Source organism: Bacillus sp. FSL K6-3176, from assembly GCF_038003325.1.
Classification (GTDB): domain Bacteria; phylum Bacillota; class Bacilli; order Bacillales; family Bacillaceae; genus Bacillus; species Bacillus altitudinis.
In genome coordinates this window covers 1,577,860-1,598,274 of record NZ_JBBOOX010000001.1, presented here as the reverse complement: position 1 = coordinate 1,598,274, position 20,415 = coordinate 1,577,860, and the positions used below count along the sequence as shown (strand labels likewise).

The following is a 20,415-nucleotide window of genomic DNA, read 5'->3' as shown; positions in this document are numbered from 1 at the left end:
TTCCTCCTAATCCTCGGACAGCCAGCTGCGTAGCAATTTAGCAAAGTCTTCTGGTTTATCTTTTGCCATTTTTTCAAGCTGATTTTTTCTCACCATTTCTTCTGTTTCTGGCTCAGTATCGATATCAGGAACATGAATTGGTGTACGTTCATCAAACTCAAACTCTTCTTCCTCATCTTTTCTTCGCTTACGTACGAGAAGGATAATGAGAGCGATAATGGCAAGTAGTAGCACACCGCCAACAATATAAACCCAAATCGGAATATTGTTTGAAGGGTTTTCTGCTGCCGTTTGCTGTTTACCGTCTAATTTTGATACAGATAAAACGATTTTGTTATCTAAGTCTGCTTGAGTGAGCGCTTGACCGTTTGTGTATTCTTTATCAATCGATGTACTGATGATGGTTGAAAGAATTTTTTTGATATCATCCTGCCTTTCAGCAGTTAATGAATTCGGATCGTTTGCAGTAGGCGGTTCAACCAGTGCCTGAATGCCAACGTCTCTGATTTTATAAGGACTTTCTTTGATATCTTTATGAATGCGGTTGACTTCATAATTGATACGATCTTCGCTCTTTTCGTAATCTCCGCTTCCGTTCGTTCCATCGGCGCCTTGATAATTTGTGACATCATCGTCACCTGTTCCAGCGGTGCCTCCAGCTGCTGCACCATTGCCTGAATAAGTTTCAGCAATCTTTTCAGCGCTGACAGCAATTCCTTGCATGTTTTCTTGATCAACTGGTTCGACAAGATCTTCTTTTCTTTTTTCTTCAGTAAAATCAATGTCTGTAGTGACCGATACGGCAACTTTCTCTTGACCCATCATCGTTCCAAGCAGCTGTTGAATTTTCCGTTGAAGATTCTTTTCAATCTCCTCTTTTTTCTGCTGCTGTGCATCCATTCCACTTGCATAGGAATCTGAGCTGCTGTTTAAGTCATAGTAGTTGGAATCTTGGTCCATAATGACAATGTTTTCTGTTTTTAAATTCGGCACACTTTTTGAAATAAGATGATAAAGGCCTTTTACTTGTTGCTGAGTAAGCGTGTAGCCTGGTTGAACTTGCAGCACAATTGATGCTGATGCATTACTTTGCTCTTCTCCAACAAAAACGGAATCTTTTGGCAGGTTAATCATAACCTTTGAATCTTTAATCCCATCAATCGTGTTGATCAGATTGGATAGTTCTGTCTGAGTTGCGTCTACTTTCAGAACATCAAATTCATTATCTGTTAAACCGAAGCCGGAATTGTTCGCAAAGAAGGAGTAATCAATATTCCCCGTTTTAGGAAGTCCTTCTGATGCAAGTGTGACTTTTAAAGTGTCTGCTTGCTTTTCTGGAACTAAAATCGTCGTTCCGTTATTTGCAAGTTCCGATTTAACGTTTTTGCCATCCAGTTCCTGTTTGATTTGTCCTGCTTCTGCCTCAGACAAATCTCTAAACAACGGAACCATTTTTTCAGAAGAAGCAAAGATGCTAACAACCGTAATAATGATTGCTAGGGCAGCTACGCCGCCAATCATGAGTATTTTTTGTAATTTTGATCGATTTCGCCAAAACTCAACTGTTTTTGTTCTTAATTGCATTAAAGTACGATTCATCTTAACCCCCGGTCATTCCATTCAGTCTATTTTTTGTCCACCAGCACCTCCTACATCTGCATTCTCATAATCTCTTGGTACGCTTCGACTGCTTTATTCCGAAACTCGGTTGCAGCTGTGAGTGTCACACTCGCTTTTTGTGAAGCAATCATGACTTCATCGAGATTGACATCTTTCCCTTGTGCGAGAGCATTCGTATACTGGTCTGATTTCAGCTGTGATTGATTTAATGCCTCAATGGAATTCTTCAGCACATCAGAGAAATTCGTTTGACTTTTAGGTGCAGCCGCCTGCACAGACGATGCATTCGTCAATTCACTTGCTTGCTGAGCGGTTTGAAGCTGGAAAGGAGATATTGCGTTAACCAATTCTTTTCACCTTACTTTCCTATTTCTAAAGCTTTCATCAGCATGCTTTTATTCGCATTCAGCGCAGTCACGTTTGCTTCATATGATCTTGAGCTGCTGATGAGATCAACCATTTCCTTTAATGGATCAACGTTTGGTGTTTGAACATATCCATTTTCATTGGCATCGGGATTTGTAGGATCATATTGAAGGTTGAATGGAGTTTCGTCTTCAGTAATTTTCGTTACTTTGACGCCGTTTCCTAATTTGCCGCTCGAATTCATGCTTGAGTTCAATATAGATGAAAATGATTCACCTGACGGCTGTAATGTGACGAGCTTGCGTCTATAAGGCTCCCACTCGCCATCAACCTGTTTAGCTCTTGTTGTATCCATATTCGCAAGGTTTGAGGATACAACGTCCATTCTGAGCCTCTGTGCTGTTAATGCTGAGGCCGAAGCGTTAACGCCTGAAAAAATTGACATCACTTACCTCCTGTCAAAACTGTTTTAAGAGAATTGAACTTTCCGCTCATTCTTTCAACCAACGCATTATACTGAATTTGGTTTTTAGCGAGTTCACTCATCTCTTGATCAATATCGACATTATTTCCGTTTTCTTGATAAGAAGTACGGTTACTCGAAACAACTGAATAATTAGACCCTGTTTTAGAAAAATCAATGTGACCTTGGTATGTTTTTTTAGCATCTAATTTGATTGACGCATCATTTAGCATGTCGTGGAATGCAACTTTTTTAGACTTGTAGTTCGGTGTGTCTATATTCGCGATATTATTGCTTATGACTTTTTGCTTAACATTCGCTCTGCCCAAGGCATTCTCAAGGTTGCTTATCGTTCCAGAAAATATATCCAAAACCATATACCTCCAATCATATGTATTTCATTCCATTTAATCATGTCGAGATTTGTAAAACCATATGTTCATTGTAAGAAATAATAGGATTAAAGTCTATGATGTAATTGTAAAAAAAACTCGTAATATATATCTATTTTACGAATAGGTATAAAGACCTAGATTCAAAGCACTACAGAATTGTAAGGGGTTTCTTCGAAAAAAGAGTGTCATTTTTCGGACAAATCCTCTTTTTTTATACAAAAAAACCCTTTTCAGCGTTTATTTCGGCCGAAAAGGGTTTTTTGATTAGTGAGATTTTAAATTTTCAAGTTCAATTAAAAATTTGTTGTTTAATACTTTGATGTATGTTCCCTTCATTCCAAGAGAACGAGATTCAATAACGCCTGCACTTTCTAATTTACGAAGTGCGTTTACGATCACTGAACGAGTGATTCCTACACGGTCAGCAATCTTACTTGCCACAAGCAGCCCTTCGTTGCCATCAAGTTCTTCAAAGATATGCTCAATCGCTTCAAGTTCACTATATGAAAGAGAGCTGATCGCCATTTGAACAACCGCTTTACTTCTTGCTTCTTCTTCAATTTCTTCCGCTTTCTCGCGAAGAATCTCCATTCCAACAACTGTTGCGCCGTATTCAGCAAGAATTAAATCATCATCTGTGAATGTATCTTGCAAACGAGAAAGGATTAACGTCCCTAAGCGATCCCCGCCTCCGATGATTGGCACAATCGTTGTCAAACCTGATTGGAATAAATCACGATTCTCAATCGGGAAAGCTGTGTACTCACTGTTGATGTCAAGGTTTGAAGATGTTTCAGGGACATTGAATAAGCTTTTTGTATATTCTTCAGGGAACTGACGATCTTCCAGCATTTTTTTCATACGTGCATTTTCAATCTGCTGGTTAATGGAGTAGCCAAGAAGCTTCCCTCTTCTGCTTAATACGAAAATGTTTGAATCAATGACATCTCTCAGTGTTTCTGCCATTTCTTTAAAATTAACCGGTTTCCCCGCTGCATCTTGCAGCATCGAGTTAATAATCCTTGTTTTTTGTAGTAACGCCATAATAATGATCCTCCTAGATTACTTTATTCATTTGTTAAAGTATAAATTGACTTAAATCTTTGTTATTTGCAATCTTTCCTAGCTTCTCTTCTACATACTGAGGGGTAATAGTCACTGTTTCCATTGTAATATCAGGCGCCTCAAATGAGAGCTCTTCTAGCAGCTTCTCAAGTATGGTGTGAAGCCTTCTTGCACCGATGTTATCCGTCTCCTGATTGACGTGATAAGCCACTTCGGCAATCTTATGAATAGCATCGTCAGAAAATTCAAGAGATATACCTTCTGTTTCAAGTAAAGCCTTATATTGCTTTAATAACGCGTTATCTGGTTCCGTTAAGATTTTCACAAAGTCTTCTATACTTAATTTATCTAATTCTACACGGATTGGGAAGCGCCCTTGAAGCTCTGGAATCAAATCCGAGGGTTTCGCCATATGAAAAGCGCCTGCTGCTACAAATAGAACATGATCTGTTTTCACAGCCCCATACTTCGTCATCACAGTGGAACCTTCTACAATCGGTAAAATATCACGTTGAACCCCTTCACGAGAAACATCTGCAGACGATGCACCACCGCTTTTGGCAATTTTATCGATTTCATCGATAAAGATGATTCCTTGCTGCTCTGCTTTTTGCACGGCTTCCTGACCGACTTCATCCATATCAATCAGTTTTGAAGCTTCCTCAGCAGTTAACGCTTTTCTCGCTTCTCTGACGGTCAGCTTTCTGCGTTTTTTCTTTTTAGGCATGAGATTGCTAAGCGCATCCTGCATGTTCATACCCATTTGCTCCATACCCGAGCCTTGAAGCATATCAAACATGGAAGGCTGCTGCTCTTCAACTTCAATCGTGACGTAATGGTCTTCAAGTTCACCCATCGCCAGCTGGTGCGCAATGCGTTTTCTCGTCGACTCAAGCTCTACTTCTTCACTTGAGTGATCTCGATCACTTTCATCAGCATCAGAACCACCAAACAGCATCTCAAAAGGATTTTTCACAGACTGACTTTTTTTCTTTCCAGGAACAAGTAGATGAACAAGCCGTTTGTTTGCTTGTTTTTCCGCTTCTTCTTGAACATCCTTCATTTTTTCTTCTTTGACTATTCTGATTGCTGTTTCCACTAAATCTCTGACCATTGATTCTACGTCACGTCCGACATATCCAACTTCAGTAAACTTCGTCGCTTCCACTTTAATGAAAGGTGCACCAGAAATCCTTGCAATTCTGCGGGCAATTTCTGTTTTCCCCACACCTGTCGGACCAATCATTAAGATGTTTTTAGGAACGACTTCATCCTTTAGCTTATCATGTAAAAGACTTCTTCTGTAACGGTTTCTTAAAGCCACCGCCACTGCTTTTTTCGCATCAAGCTGACCAATAATGTACTGATCAAGCTTTTCAACTATCTCTCTTGGGGTGAACGGCTTTTTCTCCATACGTCTCATGTCCTTTCTATTCAAGCTCTTCTAAAGTGATTTGATCGTTCGTGTAGACACAGATTTCTCCGGCCGTTTCAAGAGCCGCCTTTGCAATCTCTCGAGCTGAGAGATGGTCACCTGCATGTTTTTTGAGTGCTCTCCCGGCGCTAAGCGCGTAGTTACCGCCTGACCCGATAGCCAAAATGCCATCGTCTGGCTCGATGACCTCTCCTGTTCCAGATACGAGCAGGATGCTTTCTTTATTCATGACGATCAGCATGGCCTCAAGCTGTCTGAGCATCTTGTCACTTCGCCATTCTTTCGCCAGTTCTACAGCTGCTCGTTTTAGGTTACCACCGTATTCTTCAAGCTTCGTTTCAAACTTCTCAAAGAGTGTAAATGCATCTGCAACTGAACCAGCAAAACCTGCGAGTACTTTGCCTCCGAAAAGACGGCGCACTTTTTTTGCTGTGTGTTTCATGACGACAGCCTGCCCAAAAGTGACTTGACCGTCTCCAGCCATCGCACTTTTTCCTTTATGTTGAACGGCAAAGATTGTGGTTGCATGAAATGATGACATGAAAAAACCTCCTTTTAGGATCGTTTAAAAGCCCTTGGGTGATGAGACATGTACGTTTTTCTTAAAGAATCTTTTGATACATGCGTGTACACCTGTGTTGATGATAAATTTGAGTGACCGAGAAGTTCTTGAACACTTCTTAAATCCGCTCCCTCGTTTAAAAGATGCGTAGCAAAGGTGTGCCTTAACATGTGAGGATGGATATGTAATGTGCCAGATGCCTTTTTCATTAATTCAGTTAGAATGAATCGAACGCCTCTGTCTGTAAGAGGAGCTCCGCGCTGATTCAAAAACACATGTGAATCAGCACGATCCTTTCCCTTCACTTTCAGCTTCTGCCTTCCATCCTCTAAATATGTGGAGAGCGCTTCATGTGCATAAGAGCCGAAAGGTACATACCGCTGTTTGCTGCCTTTCCCATGAACAAGCACTGTATCCATCGATAAATCAAGATCAGATTCTTTTAATGAACATAACTCACTGACCCTCATACCTGTTGCATAAAGAAGTTCTAAAATGGCTTGATTTCTTTGACCAAGCGGTGTATTTACATCAGAAACTGTAAATAGCTCTTTTAGTTCCTCTTCATACAAAAATGAAGGAATTCGCTTATCCTGCTTTGGTAAGCTAACGAGTAAAAAAGGATTTTCTTTCACAAGCTGTTCTCTTAATAAAAATTTATAAAAGCTGCGAAGTGCAGAGACTTTCTTACTAATCGTTCTTCTTGTAAGGCCTTTTTCATAAGCTTCTGTTAAATAAATTCTCGTATCTTGATAGGATACCTCTTCAAAACCGTCTATTCCTTGAATGTTCATAAATCTGACAAACTCTTCAATCGCCTCAGTATAACCTGAGATCGTTAAAGCTGAATAGTTCTTTTCAATCTGCAAATATTCAATGAATAAGTGGACAAGACGCTGTTTATCTGTCATTTTTACACCTCTTTAAGGCTTTTAAATGGTATCACATATCTTGCTTCCCGTGCAATGTTTTACTACAGAGATTTCGAAATAGTTTGAATAGTTTCGATTGCGCGTTTAGCGTACTCTGCATAGCGCTCTTGTTTGTTTTTAATTCGAACGCCAAGATCTTTCAGCAAGCCAAAGTTTGCATTCATCGGCTGGAAGCTTTTCTTGTTTGTTGATGTGATGTAGTAAGCCATACTGCCAATCGCTGTTTCTTCTGGAAGTGTCACAAGCTCTTCTCCTTTAACAAAACGAGCTGCGTTGATTCCAGCCACTAGTCCTGAAGCCGCGGACTCAACATATCCTTCAACACCAGTCATTTGTCCGGCAAAGAATAAGTCGTCTCTATTTTTAAATTGATACGTCGGTTTTAGAAGGCTTGGCGAGTTAATAAATGTATTACGGTGCATCACACCATAACGAACAATCTCTGCCTCTTCAAGACCTGGGATCAAACGAAATACTTCCTTTTGATCGCCCCACTTCAGATGTGTTTGGAAACCAACAATATTATATAAAGTACCTGCTGCATCATCCTGTCTTAATTGAACAACAGCGTAAGGTCTTTTTCCTGTTTTCGGATCTTCAAGTCCAACTGGTTTCATCGGTCCAAAGAGCATGGTTTTTTTCCCTCTTTTGGCCATGACTTCAATGGGCATACAGCCTTCGAAGAAGATTTCTTTTTCAAACTCTTTTAACGGCACAGTTTCAGCAGAAATGAGCGCCTCATAAAAACGATCGAATTCTTCTTCTGTCATCGGACAGTTTAAATAAGCCGCTTCCCCTTTATCATAACGTGATTTCAAGTACACTTTATCCATATCGATGCTGTCTTTCTCGAGGATCGGCGCTGCTGCATCGTAGAAATATAAATACTCTTCACCTGTTAAAGATTTTAATTCTTTTGAAAGTGCTTCTGATGTAAGAGGACCCGTTGCGATAATCGTCGGACCTTCTGGAATGCTTTGCACTTCTTCTTGAAAGACCGTCACATTCGGGTGATTTTTCACGCGGTCTGTGACGTTAGCTGCAAATTCATGACGATCTACTGCAAGCGCTCCACCAGCAGGAACCGAGCTTTCATCTGCTGCTGCGATGATTGCTGAATCTAAATGACGCATTTCTTCCTTTAAAACACCGACTGCGTTCGTTAAAGCATTCGCACGCAATGAGTTACTGCATACGAGCTCCGCAAATTTATCTGTGTGGTGAGCTGGTGTTTGTTTCACAGGTCTCATTTCATACAGATGGACTTTAATTCCGCGCTTGGCAATTTGCCATGCCGCTTCACTTCCTGCTAAACCTGCTCCGATCACATTTACAAATTGACTCATTGTACAACTCTCCTATTTCGTAAGTTCTATTTGATGACATAAAAAAGCAGGTGAACAAGGCTGCTCACCGCTATTTTTGTTGTTCCTCTTTATAATCACAGTTCACACATTGAACTTGAATGCCTTTTTTCAGCTTTTTCTCTACTAGCATATTTTCGCATTTTGGACACTTTCTTTCAATTGGTTTGTCCCAAGAAACGAATTCACACTCTGGAAAACGATCGCAACCGTAAAAAATTCGGCGCTTCTTAGATTTCCGTTCAACGATATTTCCTTCGTGACAAGTCGGGCATTTGACACCAATATCTTTGACAATTGGTTTTGTGTTACGGCAGTCAGGGAAATTAGAGCATGCCATGAACTTACCGTATCTCCCCATTTTGTACACCATTGGATGACCACACTCTTCGCAATCAACTCCGGCGTATTCAGGCTCGATCTCAACTTCCTGCATCTCTGCTTCTGCTTTTTCTACCCGTTTTGCAAAATCTTGATAGAAACTGTCGATAATGCGTACCCATTCAATCGTACCTTCTTCAACGCTATCAAGTTCTTTTTCCATTTTCGCAGTAAATTCTACGTTAATGATTTCAGGGAAGAATTCAATAATTAAGTTGAGCACAATCTCTCCAAGCTCTGTTGGAATAAACCGTTTGTTATCAAGTGCCACGTAGCCACGCTTTTGAATGGTATCTAATGTTGGTGCATACGTAGATGGGCGGCCGATACCTAGCTCTTCAAGGGTTTTGACAAGTCTTGCCTCAGTGTAACGTGGAGGCGGCTGCGTGAAGTGCTGCTCTGGTTCAATATCTTTTGAAAGAACGGTATCTCCCTCTTTCAGATCAGGAAGCATTTTGTCCTTTTCTTCTAACTGGTCGTCCTTCCCTTCAACATATACTTTCATAAATCCAGGGAATTTCACCTTACTTCCATTTGCACGGAAAGTAAGTCCGTTATTTTCAAGATCCACACTCATTGTATCAAGAACAGCTGGTGCCATTTGGCTTGCCACAAAACGTTCCCAAATCAATTTATAAAGACGAAGCTGATCTCTACTTAGCACATGTTTGACATCTGCTGGTTTTCTTAGCGTAGAAGTCGGACGGATAGCTTCGTGAGCATCCTGTGCATTTTCGTTCTTTTTGGCAGTACGTTTTGTTGTATTCAAGAAATTCTTGCCGTACGTTTGATCAATGAAAGCAGATACTTCTTCAATTGCCGTATTGGAAATACGTGTTGAGTCCGTTCTCATATATGTAATGAGACCTACTGTACCTTCTTTACCAAGATCAATTCCTTCATATAATTGCTGTGCAATCATCATCGTTTTCTTCGCACGGAAGTTTAGTTTTCTCGCTGCCTCTTGTTGTAAGGTAGATGTTGTAAACGGAACAGCTGGGTTGCGTTTACGTTCTTTTTTCGTCACTTTTTCAACAGAAAACTTGCTTCCTTTTAATTTCGAAAGGATTTCTTTTACATCTTCTTTTGTTTTTAGCGGATGTTTTTTGCCATTTACGCCAAAGAAACTCGCTTCAAAGCTTTCTTTCCCTTTTAGGAAGGTGCCATCAATTGTCCAGTATTCTTCTGGTTTGAATTCATTAATTTCATTCTCGCGGTCAATAATCAGGCGGAGTGCAACTGATTGAACACGACCGGCGCTTAAGCCCTTTTTGACTTTCTTCCATAAAATTGGGCTAATTTTATATCCAACCAGACGATCTAAGATTCGTCTTGCCTGCTGCGCATCAACCAAGTCCATATCGATCATACGTGGATGTTTAAAGGAATCTTTAATTGCATCTTTTGTAATCTCGTTAAAGACAACGCGGCAATCTGAAGAGAGGTCAAGGTCAAGGCTGTGGGCTAAATGCCAAGCAATCGCTTCTCCCTCTCTGTCGGGGTCAGCTGCGAGATATACTTTTTTTGCTTTCTTCGCTGCTGTTTTTAATTCTTTTAAGACTGGACCTTTTCCTCGAATCGTAATATATCTCGGTTCGAAGTCATGCTCAGTGTCAACACCAAGCTGACTTTTCGGTAAATCCCTTACATGCCCCATTGAAGCCTTTACTTTATACTTTTTTCCTAAATAACGCTCAATCGTTTTCGCCTTTGCTGGCGACTCAACGATGACTAAATAATCAGCCATACTCAAAATCCCCCTTAAGAGGTGTTCTCTCTTTATCCATTTCACAAATTTATATTTATGTTAATTGCACCTATCTATCAGGCAATCGTTAAAAATTCTTTATGATGAACATCATTATAAACACGAAAAACAAAGTGTAAACTTAAATCCTCACTATTATTAAATATTCCGATGTCTTTTGTCAAACGATATTTTTATGGGAGTTCAGTATATTGAACACCACTCAAGGAGAATTCCTCTAAAATATCCTTCGTTGAATGAACAAGCTTGGCACCTTGCTGAATCAGTCTAGCTGGACCTATAGAATTAGAATCAAAGATCGATCCTGCAACAGCAAACACTTCTTTTCCTTGGTCTAATGCCTGGTAGGCTGTAATAAGCGAACCGCTCTTTTCTTTGCACTGAACCACGATGGTTCCTCTTGTCAGGGCACTAATTAATCGGTTTCTCATTGGAAAATGCCATTTTTCTGGTTTGATATAAGGCGGATGCTCTGACAACAGTAAATGATGTTCTCCCATATATTGAGCCATTTGCACATGTTCTTTTGGATATACATGTTGAAAGCCGCCAGCTACAACACCAATCGTTTTTCCTTTTTTTCTTATGCACTCTTTGTGTGCAAGTCCATCAATTCCTTTTGCTAAACCACTCACAATCATCCAATCTTCCTCTACAAGTTCTCCAACAATTTTCTTCACGCACGCTTCTCCGTAAGAGGATGGCACACGTGTACCTACTACACCTAAACTTTTTTCTTCATTTAAATAGGTAACGTTTCCTTTTAGGAATAATACTGGGGGAGGATCATAAATGTGTTTTAGTGAGCTGGGATATAAAGGTGATGTGATGGGAATCATGTGAATATTTTGCTTTAAATAGGCTTGAACGATGTGTTGAAAAATGGGGAATTCATTTTCTTCAGCTTGTTGTAAGCGGGTAAAGTCGATCTTTTGTAATGATCGATCCTGTTTGAAATGATGTGTTTCTTCATTTATATATAGCTCAGGATCGACTTTCCACCATTTTGTTAACAAAGAGGGTGAGATGAGGCCTTTTAAGCGGTGAAAAATCATTCTTTCGGACACGTTGTACATACCATTCCTCCAGTTTAAGATAGAAAGAAGAAGACTTGTCAAAGAACAAGTCTTCTTGTGTCATTAATGCGTTTTACAAGCTTCGAAGAGATTCTTCTCTTTTAACACTTTAATTAAGGTTTCTCCCATGACAGATGGTGTCTCTGCCACTTCAATTCCACATTCACGCATTGTTTTTACTTTTTCATCAGCAGTTCCTTTACCACCAGAAATAATGGCACCAGCATGGCCCATGCGTTTTCCTGGAGGCGCTGTTTTACCGCCAATAAAGCCAACAACCGGCTTGGTCATATTTGCTTTTACCCATTCAGCTGCTTCTTCTTCAGCAGTACCACCGATTTCACCAATCATGATCACAGCATGCGTTTCAGGATCTTCATTGAAGGCTTTTAATACATCAATAAAGTTCGTGCCATTGACAGGGTCTCCGCCAATTCCTACAGCTGTTGATTGACCAACACCAGCCTCTGAAAGCTGATGTACCGCTTCATATGTAAGCGTTCCAGAACGAGACACAACACCAACATGACCTTTTTTATGAATGTAGCCAGGCATGATGCCAATTTTACATTCTTCAGGTGTAATCACGCCAGGACAGTTCGGTCCAACAAGTCTTGTCTTCTTACCTTCCATATAGCGTTTCACTTTAACCATATCCAGAACTGGAATGTGTTCTGTGATACAAATCACTAGATCCACTTCTGCATCAACAGCCTCTAAAATGGCGTCTGCTGCAAATGGTGCTGGTACATAGATAACAGAAGCATTTGCTCCAGTTGTCTGTACTGCTTCAGATACAGTATTAAATACAGGAACTCCCTCTACTTCAGTTCCACCTTTTCCAGGTGTGACACCGCCAACGATATTTGTTCCATACTCAATCATTTGTTTTGTATGGAATAAAGCGGTTGAACCGGTAATCCCCTGAACAATTACTCTCGTATTTTTATTAATAAATACACTCATTTAGGTTCCCTGCCTTTCTGCTCTACTTGACTAAAGATACAATCTTTTCTGCCCCGTCAGCCATAGACTCAGCAGAAGTGATATTTAAGCCTGAATCACTCAGGATTTTCTTCCCTAATTCAACGTTTGTTCCTTCAAGACGTACAACGAGTGGTAATGTTAAGCCGACTTGTTTCGTCGCTTCAACAACACCTTCTGCGATGACATCACATTTCATGATGCCGCCAAAAATGTTCACGAAAATCCCCTTGACATTTTGATCAGATAAGATGATTTTAAATGCTTCCGTTACTTTTTCAGCAGTTGCACCGCCGCCAACATCAAGGAAGTTTGCAGGGTCCCCGCCGTAATGCTTGATGATATCCATTGTAGACATCGCAAGGCCTGCTCCATTCACCATACAGCCAATATTCCCGTCTAGAGAAATGTAGCTTAGGTCATATTTAGATGCTTCAATCTCCTTTGGATCTTCTTCATCAAGGTCACGGTATTCTAATATATCTTTTTGTCTATATAAGGCATTGCTATCAAAGTTTAATTTTGCATCAAGTGCCATGACTTTTCCATCACCTGTTACAACAAGAGGATTTATCTCGGCAATTGAACAATCCTTTTCAATAAACGCATTGTAAAGGCTTGTCATAAACTTAACAGCTTGACCAACTAATTTTGTTGGAATATTAATTTTAAACGCAACTTCTCTCGCCTGATAAGCTTGAAGACCAATCGCTGGGTCGATGACCACTTTCACGATTTTTTCTGGCGTTTTTTCTGCTACTTCTTCAATTTCAGTACCGCCTTCTTCAGAAGCCATCAAAACAATTCTTGATGTCGCTCTATCCAAAACGAGTCCTACATAGTACTCTTTTTGAATATCGCAGCCTTCTTCAATAAGTAAGCGTTTTATTTCGCGCCCTTCAGGCCCTGTTTGATGTGTGACAAGTGTCTTGCCGAGCAATTCCTCTGCAAACCCTTTCACTTCATCTTTTGTTTTTGCAATTTTTACCCCACCTGCTTTACCACGGCCGCCTGCATGAATCTGTGCTTTTACGACATATACAGAGCTTCCTAGCTCTTCTGATGCTTTCACTGCTTCATCAGGTGTAAATGCTACTTTACCATTTGGAACTGAAACCCCATATTTTCTTAGGATTTCTTTTCCTTGGTACTCATGGATATTCATTTCCCATCCTCCCAACATATGTAGAAACAAAAATTATAAAATAGACTGCGCTTTCATTTTAAAGAATAAAAAAGAGAATGTCTAGGGTTCTATGTAAAATCGTAAAATCCTTCTAAACATTCAAACTTTTATTTTATTAAAAATATAAATTTTTCAGTCAAAACACTTATTTTACCTTATTTTTTCATTTTTTGATCCAATCGATAGATAAATGAAAATATTTCTGCTACAGTATCGTATAACGCTTCTGGGATTTCCTCATCGAGCGTTAAGTGGCGCATCAGTTCTACTAAATTACGGTCTTCTTGAATAGGGACCCCAGCTTTTTGAGCTTCTTCAATAATATGATCAGCCACATAGCCACTGCCTGTTGCAACGACTTTTGGCGCTTTTTGTTTTTCTTCATCATAGTGTAGAGCGACCGCTCTTCTAAGCGGTTTTGAATCTTTCATACTCGTAAGTCCAGCCCTTTCTCGCTGATTTTATGAAAGTGTTCATCTAGAAAGTCAGACGGATCAATTGGCTCTTCTCTCTTTTTCGCTGTAATCCCCGTCAAACTATACCCTAGGGCATTTAAATTCTCTCGAACAGCTGGAATCATTGGATTAATGGTCCCTTGCAGTTCGTGAGCCGTCTCGACTGTAATTGACATCACTTTTTGCTGAATCGTACAGTCTATTAACGTTTCTTCTAAGTTTTCCATGTTTAAATAAAACATTAAACGGCACTGAGAAATATCGATAGAGCCATCTTTTTTCTTATGCCCTTTTAGAATAAAGGTTAAATCTTGAACACTATGTTTTGAGAAAAGCGGGTAAGAAACCATCATTTGACTAACTGTTTGGTTTTCCTGATGCACTAGTAACTGCCCATTTAATCTATGGAATAATTGATCCACTTCTTTTTTTACGGGCTCGGGAACATCAGCTTGCCTTGCATCATTTAAAACCATCTTTAATTGGTGAAGCTCTTGGCTTTTGACATCTTGGCTGCCCTTTTCCAGTAATTTCAGCATCCCAATTTCATCTCGTACACCTATCGCTTTTTTCATCGTCATCAGTAAATCGAGTACATCGGTTTTATTGCTTAATGCTGGTTCAGTCTGCTGAATGACCTTTACCAATGCGTTCGCCTCTGTTTTTGAAAGAAACGGAAATTCCTTTTGAAGCACGGCTGCCTTTGCGTCAGCCTGTGGTCCTGCCTGCTGGACTGCTTGAACCAGTGATGTGAGCTGTTTTACATCAAGCTGCTGCTGTCCGTCTATGCCTTGCTTTGTGATGCTTGTCAGAATGCGTTCTATTTGCTGAAGCGGGAGCTGTTTTGGACTTAATAATTGCTGCACGCTGTTCTGATTCACTGTATCCACCTGTCGCCCTTGTTGTATAGAGGCGGGCTGGCTCTGCTTTGTTTGCTGAGCCGGATTGACATGAGGCTGCACCTGCAAGCTTTCTCCTTGCTTCGTTTGGCCTTCTTTTGCTCCTAGAAGCACCGATAAGAGCTTTTCTGCATGAACGGTTGTCTCAGCATTTACAACCGTACGAACGGCCTGTGTAAGAGCCTGTGTGGCTTCTGAGTGCTTCGGAAGCTGTGTTAATCGATCTAGCAGTGCTGTCACATCCTGGTGAAGTGCAGAGGGGGATTTCATCGCTAATATTGATTGGAGCACTCCTTGCTGAATCGGCAAATCTTTCTTTAAAGCAAAAAGAAGTGCTTGCAGACCTTTTTTGATATCCGCGCCTTGAAGTTGTTCAATCCATTTTACTGCCGTTTTTAACTCTGCTTCGTTGATGACCGGTTTTTCTTTTAAAAAGGCTGTAGCTGTTAACATTTGTTCAAGTCCATTTTTAAGCGACAGACCTTCTAGTAGTTTAGCTGCGGCATCCTTTAAAGTTTTAGGATCTTGGTCAAATTGCTGAACAGGTCTTAATTTACTCAGGCTGCCTCCACCTTCTTGTTCTAATTGGAACCAATAGAATGAATCGGCTTTGAGCTGAGCCGCTAGCTGCGCTTTTATTTTAGTAGCGCCTATTTGAACAAGCGCTGTATCATCTCCAAGCATTTTTAGTACTTTACCAAGAATGAGCCGGTGAATATTTTCCTTTCCTTCCGTGTTAAGCGGAACAGATTCTGCCGTATTCAGCCGACTATTCAGTTCAGTATGTATATCTTCAACTCTTGTCATCACAGGCAGCCTCCTTGTGTCAATATATTTATGAAATAACAGATTTCACTGGTGCAAATGATAACCGGTGGATAGGTGTAGCGCCATGTGTTTGAATGGCAGCAAGGTGCTCTTTCGTTCCATACCCCTTATGTTTTTCAAATTGATACTCAGGGTACTGGCGTCCATACTCTTCCATCATTAGGTCCCTTGTCACTTTGGCAATACATGCACCAGCTGCGATGGATGCGCTTTTAGCATCTCCTTTGATGATATTCTCCTGTTGAGTAGGAAGCGGGAGCGTCATCGCATCTATGAGTAGATAATCAGGTGTGTGAGTGAGCTGCTTTACAGCCCTCACCATCGCCAGTCTTGATGCTTCGTATATATTGATTTCGTCAATCGTTGCCGCATCAACAATGCCGATGCCGATGTCGAGTGCTTCCTTTTGAATGAGCTCATAATAGGTCATTCTTTTTTTCTCAGATAGCTGTTTTGAATCATTTAAACCGAGTAGGACGGTATCTTCTTTTAATATCACAGCTGCCGCAACAACTGGGCCAGCCAGTGGTCCTCTTCCTGCTTCATCTATGCCTGCAATATAAGTGTATCCTTGCGCTTTTGCTTTGGTTTCAAATTGCAGCATTTGCTTCCATGCTGCATGCAGTTCTTGCTGTTTCTCTCTCTCTTTGTTCCATTTGTCCATCAGCTTCTGGACACTTTTTCTTGTATCGTCTTTCAATAGTTCACGAATGTATGACTCGTCGTCAGCATGTTGTTCTATTAATTCTTTTATTTGTTTGACCGTGTACATTGGCTTTTCCGCAGCCTCCTTCTTTATATCGGCAGTTTTTCGCAAAAAATAAAGACCCGCATGAGCTGCGTGTCTTTTAGCTTTCAGGCTTCTCAAAAGTGAGGGGACCAAATTTTTCCGTTCGAATATCCCGAATGATGATTTCGGTCGTTTTGTCGTAATTAATGAATCCTCCACTCATCAGACAGCCGCGTTTTGTGCCAATGGCATCAAACAGCTCAACTGTATCTTCAGGTATTTCTGCTAGATCATAGCGTTTTTTTAATCGCTCTGGATAGTGCTCTTCTAAAAAGCGCAGCGCATAAACGGCGACATCCTGCAAGTTGATGATTGAGTCTTTAATCGCTCCGGTGACGGCCAGCCTAAGACCTACTTGTTCATCTTCAAATTTCGGCCAGAGAATTCCAGGGGTATCGAGCAGTTCAAGTTCTTTTCCTACCTTCACCCATTGCTGTGACGTCGTAATACCAGGTCGATCTCCTGTTTTCGCAATATTTTTCTTTGCTAACCGATTGATCAGCGTTGATTTGCCGACATTGGGAATTCCTATAATCAAAGCTCGAATGGCACGCGGCTTAACACCTTTTGCTTTCATTCGATCGAACTTTTCTTTTAAGATTTCTTTTGATGTCGTAATGATTTGATTTAACCCTTGTCCATCGACAGAATTAATGGCAAGCGACCGTACACCTTGCGCTTCAAAGTGTGCCTGCCACTCTTTTGTCATACGAGGATCTGCTTTATCTGCTTTGTTCAAAAGCATAATTTTCGGTTTGTTTTGGAGGATTTCTTCAATCATTGGGTTTCTAGAGGACATCGGAATCCTTGCATCGGTTAATTCAAATACGATGTCGATGAGCTTTAATTTTTCTGTGACTTCCCGTCTTGCTTTTGCCATATGGCCTGGAAACCATTGAATTGTCATATGTGCACCTTCTCTCTTCTAACGGTTGTCTCTATACATTGTACAAAAAAAGAGCCTGTTACAGGTAACAAGCTCTTTCCTTTGATATCATTATCGTCTGATTTCTTTGATACGAGCCGCTTTACCGCGAAGTTCACGTAGGTAGTAAAGTTTCGCACGACGTACCTTACCGTGACGTACAACTTCGATCTTAGCGATTTTTGGTGTGTGTACAGGGAATGTACGCTCAACGCCTACACCGTAAGAGATCTTACGAACTGTGAAAGTTTCGCTGATTCCACCACCACGACGCTTAATTACAACACCTTCAAAGATCTGGATACGCTCACGAGTACCCTCGACAACTTTCACGTGTACACGTAAAGTGTCACCAGGACGGAACGCAGGAAGATCAGTGCGTAATTGTTCTTTTGTGATTTCTTCAATCAATTGTTGCATCGTTTTCAACTCCTTCCAACAGATGCTCATGTCCTCTTTCTTCATTGCAGCGGAACATCGTTTTCAAACTTGAATCGGCAAGCCGTCCAAGTCACAAGTAGTATCATACCACACCTGTATACCTTGTGCAATACAATCTAGTCATTATGAAGCTGCCAAAGCCATCTTTTTTCTTCATCCGTTAATGTTTTGCAAGAATCGATCAAATCTGGCCGTCTTGTATAGGTTCGCTTCAACGATTCTTTACGCCGCCACTCTTCAATTTTGGCATGATTTCCAGAGAGAAGCACATCTGGTACTTTCAATCCTTTATAATCAGCTGGTCTTGTATAGTGTGGATGCTCAAGCAGACCTGTACTAAATGAATCTTCGATATGAGACGCTTCTTTTCCAAGCACATGAGGCAAAAGCCTGACCACACTGTCTGCAATCATCATCGCCGGCAGCTCTCCGCCTGTGAGAACGAAATCTCCGATTGAAATTTCATCTGTGACAAGATGCTCCCTGATGCGCTCATCGTAGCCTTCATAGTGGCCGCAAATGAACATAAGATGCTCTTCTTTTGCAAGCTCTTCTGCTTTCTTTTGTGTATATCTTTCTCCTTGAGGACAGACAAGAATAATGCGGGGCTTCTTGTTTGCTTTTTTCGTTAAATCTTCTACCGCATCAAATACAGGCTGTGCTTTCAGAACCATGCCAGCACCGCCGCCATACGGATAGTCATCCACTGTTTTATGTTTATGATCGGAATACTCCCTAAAATTCACGACATCAAATGAGACCGCATCTTTTTCCTGAGCTTTTTTTAAGATCGATGAGTGAAGCACCCCTTCAAACATTTCAGGAAATAGTGTTAAAAAGTCAATTTTCATTCGTCAATGAGTCCTTCCATCACTTCAATGTGTACTTTCTTGGATGAAATATCAACTGTTTTGACGACAGATGGAATATAAGGGATGAGGGCATCTTTTTTGCCTTTTCTTCCAACCACCCATACATCATTTGCCCCTGGCGTTAAAACTTCTTTGATTTGACCAATCAGTTTGTCCTCTTCATCATATACTTCACAGCCGATGATTTCGTGGAAATAGAATTCCCCTTCATCTAATGAACCAAGATGTTCTTTTTCTACTTTTAAAATCGACTCTTTTAATTGCTCAGCTTCATTTAACGAGCCAACTTCTTCAAATGTCAGTAAATCAAATTGTTTGTGCTGTCTATGTGATGCGACAGTCACTTTTATTGGTTCTTTTTGATTTTGTTTGAAAATATAAAGGACGCTGCCTTTTTTGTAGCGTTCTTCTGGGAAATCAGTCTTTGACACAACACGTACTTCTCCGCGCACTCCATGTGTATTGACGATCTTTCCGACATTCAACCATTCTAGCTCCATGTTCTCAATCACCCCTGACGTATTTCCACAATGGTGCCGTCTTTCACGACGATGACATTGTCTTGCATTTTGTCATCCCATTTATCACCTATTTTTACTTCAATCAGCGCATCCACTTCTGTTTCTTTCATTTCACTGCCAAGAGGCAAGATATGCAGCTGCTCGACTTGAAAATCAATTTGCCTCATTTTCTCTTGTCTTTTTTCAATGGCTTTTTGAAATTGAGGGATGGCTTCTTGCTGATGTGGTTCTTTTTCATGCTTTTTTAGTTGAAAATATAGTTGATTGCATTCACGTTCTAGTCTTTCTTTTTTCTCCAAAAAAGTCGTTAACAGTTTGTCCTTACTGCTTTCAGTTAATACTTGCATGACGGTGACATGTTGAATGATCTGCATCTTCCTTTTTGTCCCCCTATCCGAAGGCATTTGTCCTCTACAGTATAACGAAAAATAGATTTAAACGTGTAAAAAAAGGGGAGGTCCTAAGCCCTCTCCCTTTTTAGTCAGCAATCTCAAGTTGAACTTTCTTAGAAGACTCTGCACTTGCTGCAAACATGACTGTTCGTATCGCTTTAGCTGTACGTCCCTGCTTTCCGATCACTTTTCCGGTATCTTCAGCATTGACAGACAGTGTGTAAATGACCTGCTCATCTTTTTCTAATGAAGATACGTGAATATCTTCAGGGAAATCAACAAGTGGCTCGACGATGGACACAATCAATTCTTCCAAGGACAGCTCATTCATTATTTGCTGTTTTTCGCATTATGAAATTTTTCAAGAATTCCTTGGCTTGAGAAAAGGTTACGAACTGTATCAGATGGTTTCGCACCATTTTGAAGCCATTTAAGCGCTAATTCTTCGTTGATTTTCACCTCAGCTGGTGATACCACTGGGTTGTAAGTTCCAACTGTTTCGATGAAACGACCGTCACGTGGTGAACGAGAATCTGCTACAACAATACGATAGAAAGGAGATTTTTTTGCTCCCATACGTTTTAAACGAATTTTTACTGCCATTTTACTAGCACCTCCGAAAATATTTCAACAAGATAGTATATTAACAATGATAAAAGGGTTTGTAAAGTGTTTTTTCTTAACAACGGTTTTAT

At 40.5% G+C, this 20,415-nt stretch carries 23 protein-coding genes; all 23 read right to left on the bottom strand.

Annotation, left to right across the window (positions count from 1 at the left end):
- Positions 1-6: 6 nt before the first annotated feature.
- The 23 genes from fliF to rpsP all read right to left on the bottom strand — a co-directional run bounded on the left by fliF (position 7) and on the right by rpsP (position 20,323).
- On the bottom strand, positions 7-1,599 hold the full coding sequence (gene fliF, locus MHB38_RS08280; RefSeq protein WP_024720350.1) for a flagellar basal-body MS-ring/collar protein FliF: 1,593 nt from the start codon (positions 1,597-1,599) through the stop codon (positions 7-9).
- 50 nt (positions 1,600-1,649) lie between these two features.
- The gene (gene fliE, locus MHB38_RS08275) at positions 1,650-1,967 is read right to left on the bottom strand and encodes a flagellar hook-basal body complex protein FliE (protein WP_007499609.1); all 318 of its coding nucleotides are present in this window, start codon (positions 1,965-1,967) and stop codon (positions 1,650-1,652) included.
- Positions 1,968-1,978: 11 nt separating this feature from the next.
- Positions 1,979-2,431, bottom strand: a complete 453-nt coding sequence (gene flgC, locus MHB38_RS08270; protein ID WP_008344813.1) for a flagellar basal body rod protein FlgC — start codon at positions 2,429-2,431, stop codon at positions 1,979-1,981.
- Complete coding sequence (gene flgB / locus MHB38_RS08265; protein WP_017359092.1) at positions 2,431-2,820, bottom strand: flagellar basal body rod protein FlgB; 390 nt, start codon at positions 2,818-2,820, stop codon at positions 2,431-2,433. The genes flgC and flgB overlap by 1 nt, the downstream gene beginning before the upstream one ends.
- 288 nt (positions 2,821-3,108) lie before the next feature.
- The gene (gene codY, locus MHB38_RS08260; RefSeq protein WP_007499612.1) at positions 3,109-3,888 is read right to left on the bottom strand and encodes a GTP-sensing pleiotropic transcriptional regulator CodY; all 780 of its coding nucleotides are present in this window, start codon (positions 3,886-3,888) and stop codon (positions 3,109-3,111) included.
- A 34-nt stretch (positions 3,889-3,922) separates the two neighbouring features.
- Complete coding sequence (hslU, locus tag MHB38_RS08255; protein WP_057079562.1) at positions 3,923-5,323, bottom strand: HslU--HslV peptidase ATPase subunit; 1,401 nt, start codon at positions 5,321-5,323, stop codon at positions 3,923-3,925.
- A 16-nt stretch (positions 5,324-5,339) separates the two neighbouring features.
- Positions 5,340-5,885 carry an ATP-dependent protease subunit HslV gene (gene hslV, locus MHB38_RS08250; RefSeq protein ID WP_007499614.1) on the bottom strand — a complete coding sequence of 182 codons (546 nt, stop codon included), beginning with the start codon at positions 5,883-5,885 and terminating at the stop codon, positions 5,340-5,342.
- 14 nt (positions 5,886-5,899) lie between these two features.
- The gene (gene xerC / locus MHB38_RS08245; protein WP_007499616.1) at positions 5,900-6,817 is read right to left on the bottom strand and encodes a tyrosine recombinase XerC; all 918 of its coding nucleotides are present in this window, start codon (positions 6,815-6,817) and stop codon (positions 5,900-5,902) included.
- Positions 6,818-6,879: 62 nt separating this feature from the next.
- Entirely contained in the window at positions 6,880-8,184 is a 1,305-nt protein-coding gene (gene trmFO, locus MHB38_RS08240) for an FADH(2)-oxidizing methylenetetrahydrofolate--tRNA-(uracil(54)-C(5))-methyltransferase TrmFO (protein WP_007499618.1), read from the bottom strand.
- A gap of 70 nt (positions 8,185-8,254) precedes the next feature.
- Positions 8,255-10,330, bottom strand: coding sequence for a type I DNA topoisomerase (gene topA / locus MHB38_RS08235; protein WP_008344821.1), 2,076 nt, complete (start codon positions 10,328-10,330; stop codon positions 8,255-8,257).
- A gap of 194 nt (positions 10,331-10,524) precedes the next feature.
- Positions 10,525-11,427 carry a DNA-processing protein DprA gene (gene dprA / locus MHB38_RS08230; RefSeq protein ID WP_341003064.1) on the bottom strand — a complete coding sequence of 301 codons (903 nt, stop codon included), beginning with the start codon at positions 11,425-11,427 and terminating at the stop codon, positions 10,525-10,527.
- Positions 11,428-11,490: 63 nt separating this feature from the next.
- A complete protein-coding gene (gene sucD, locus MHB38_RS08225) occupies positions 11,491-12,393 on the bottom strand; it encodes a succinate--CoA ligase subunit alpha (protein WP_007499624.1) in 903 nt (300 codons plus the stop codon).
- A 22-nt stretch (positions 12,394-12,415) separates the two neighbouring features.
- A complete protein-coding gene (gene sucC / locus MHB38_RS08220) occupies positions 12,416-13,576 on the bottom strand; it encodes an ADP-forming succinate--CoA ligase subunit beta (RefSeq protein WP_008344824.1) in 1,161 nt (386 codons plus the stop codon).
- A gap of 176 nt (positions 13,577-13,752) precedes the next feature.
- Positions 13,753-14,028: a FlhB-like flagellar biosynthesis protein gene (locus MHB38_RS08215; protein ID WP_008344827.1), complete on the bottom strand. Its 276-nt coding sequence runs from the start codon at positions 14,026-14,028 to the stop codon at positions 13,753-13,755.
- Complete coding sequence (locus tag MHB38_RS08210) at positions 14,025-15,758, bottom strand: glycosyltransferase (protein WP_341003062.1); 1,734 nt, start codon at positions 15,756-15,758, stop codon at positions 14,025-14,027. Before MHB38_RS08210 ends, MHB38_RS08215 begins: the two co-directional genes overlap by 4 nt.
- 28 nt (positions 15,759-15,786) lie before the next feature.
- The gene (locus MHB38_RS08205; RefSeq protein WP_341003060.1) at positions 15,787-16,551 is read right to left on the bottom strand and encodes a ribonuclease HII; all 765 of its coding nucleotides are present in this window, start codon (positions 16,549-16,551) and stop codon (positions 15,787-15,789) included.
- Between the two features lie 76 nt (positions 16,552-16,627).
- Complete coding sequence (ylqF, locus tag MHB38_RS08200; protein ID WP_007499632.1) at positions 16,628-17,476, bottom strand: ribosome biogenesis GTPase YlqF; 849 nt, start codon at positions 17,474-17,476, stop codon at positions 16,628-16,630.
- A 90-nt stretch (positions 17,477-17,566) separates the two neighbouring features.
- Positions 17,567-17,914 carry a 50S ribosomal protein L19 gene (gene rplS, locus MHB38_RS08195; RefSeq protein ID WP_008344834.1) on the bottom strand — a complete coding sequence of 116 codons (348 nt, stop codon included), beginning with the start codon at positions 17,912-17,914 and terminating at the stop codon, positions 17,567-17,569.
- A gap of 137 nt (positions 17,915-18,051) precedes the next feature.
- The gene (gene trmD, locus MHB38_RS08190) at positions 18,052-18,786 is read right to left on the bottom strand and encodes a tRNA (guanosine(37)-N1)-methyltransferase TrmD (protein WP_007499635.1); all 735 of its coding nucleotides are present in this window, start codon (positions 18,784-18,786) and stop codon (positions 18,052-18,054) included.
- Entirely contained in the window at positions 18,783-19,307 is a 525-nt protein-coding gene (gene rimM / locus MHB38_RS08185) for a ribosome maturation factor RimM (RefSeq protein ID WP_017367236.1), read from the bottom strand. The genes trmD and rimM overlap by 4 nt, the downstream gene beginning before the upstream one ends.
- Positions 19,308-19,315: 8 nt before the next feature.
- Positions 19,316-19,702 carry a YlqD family protein gene (locus MHB38_RS08180; protein WP_008344839.1) on the bottom strand — a complete coding sequence of 129 codons (387 nt, stop codon included), beginning with the start codon at positions 19,700-19,702 and terminating at the stop codon, positions 19,316-19,318.
- A 103-nt stretch (positions 19,703-19,805) separates the two neighbouring features.
- Positions 19,806-20,051, bottom strand: coding sequence for a KH domain-containing protein (locus tag MHB38_RS08175; protein ID WP_012009937.1), 246 nt, complete (start codon positions 20,049-20,051; stop codon positions 19,806-19,808).
- A complete protein-coding gene (gene rpsP, locus MHB38_RS08170) occupies positions 20,051-20,323 on the bottom strand; it encodes a 30S ribosomal protein S16 (protein WP_008344841.1) in 273 nt (90 codons plus the stop codon). The genes MHB38_RS08175 and rpsP overlap by 1 nt, the downstream gene beginning before the upstream one ends.
- Positions 20,324-20,415: the final 92 nt, after the last annotated feature.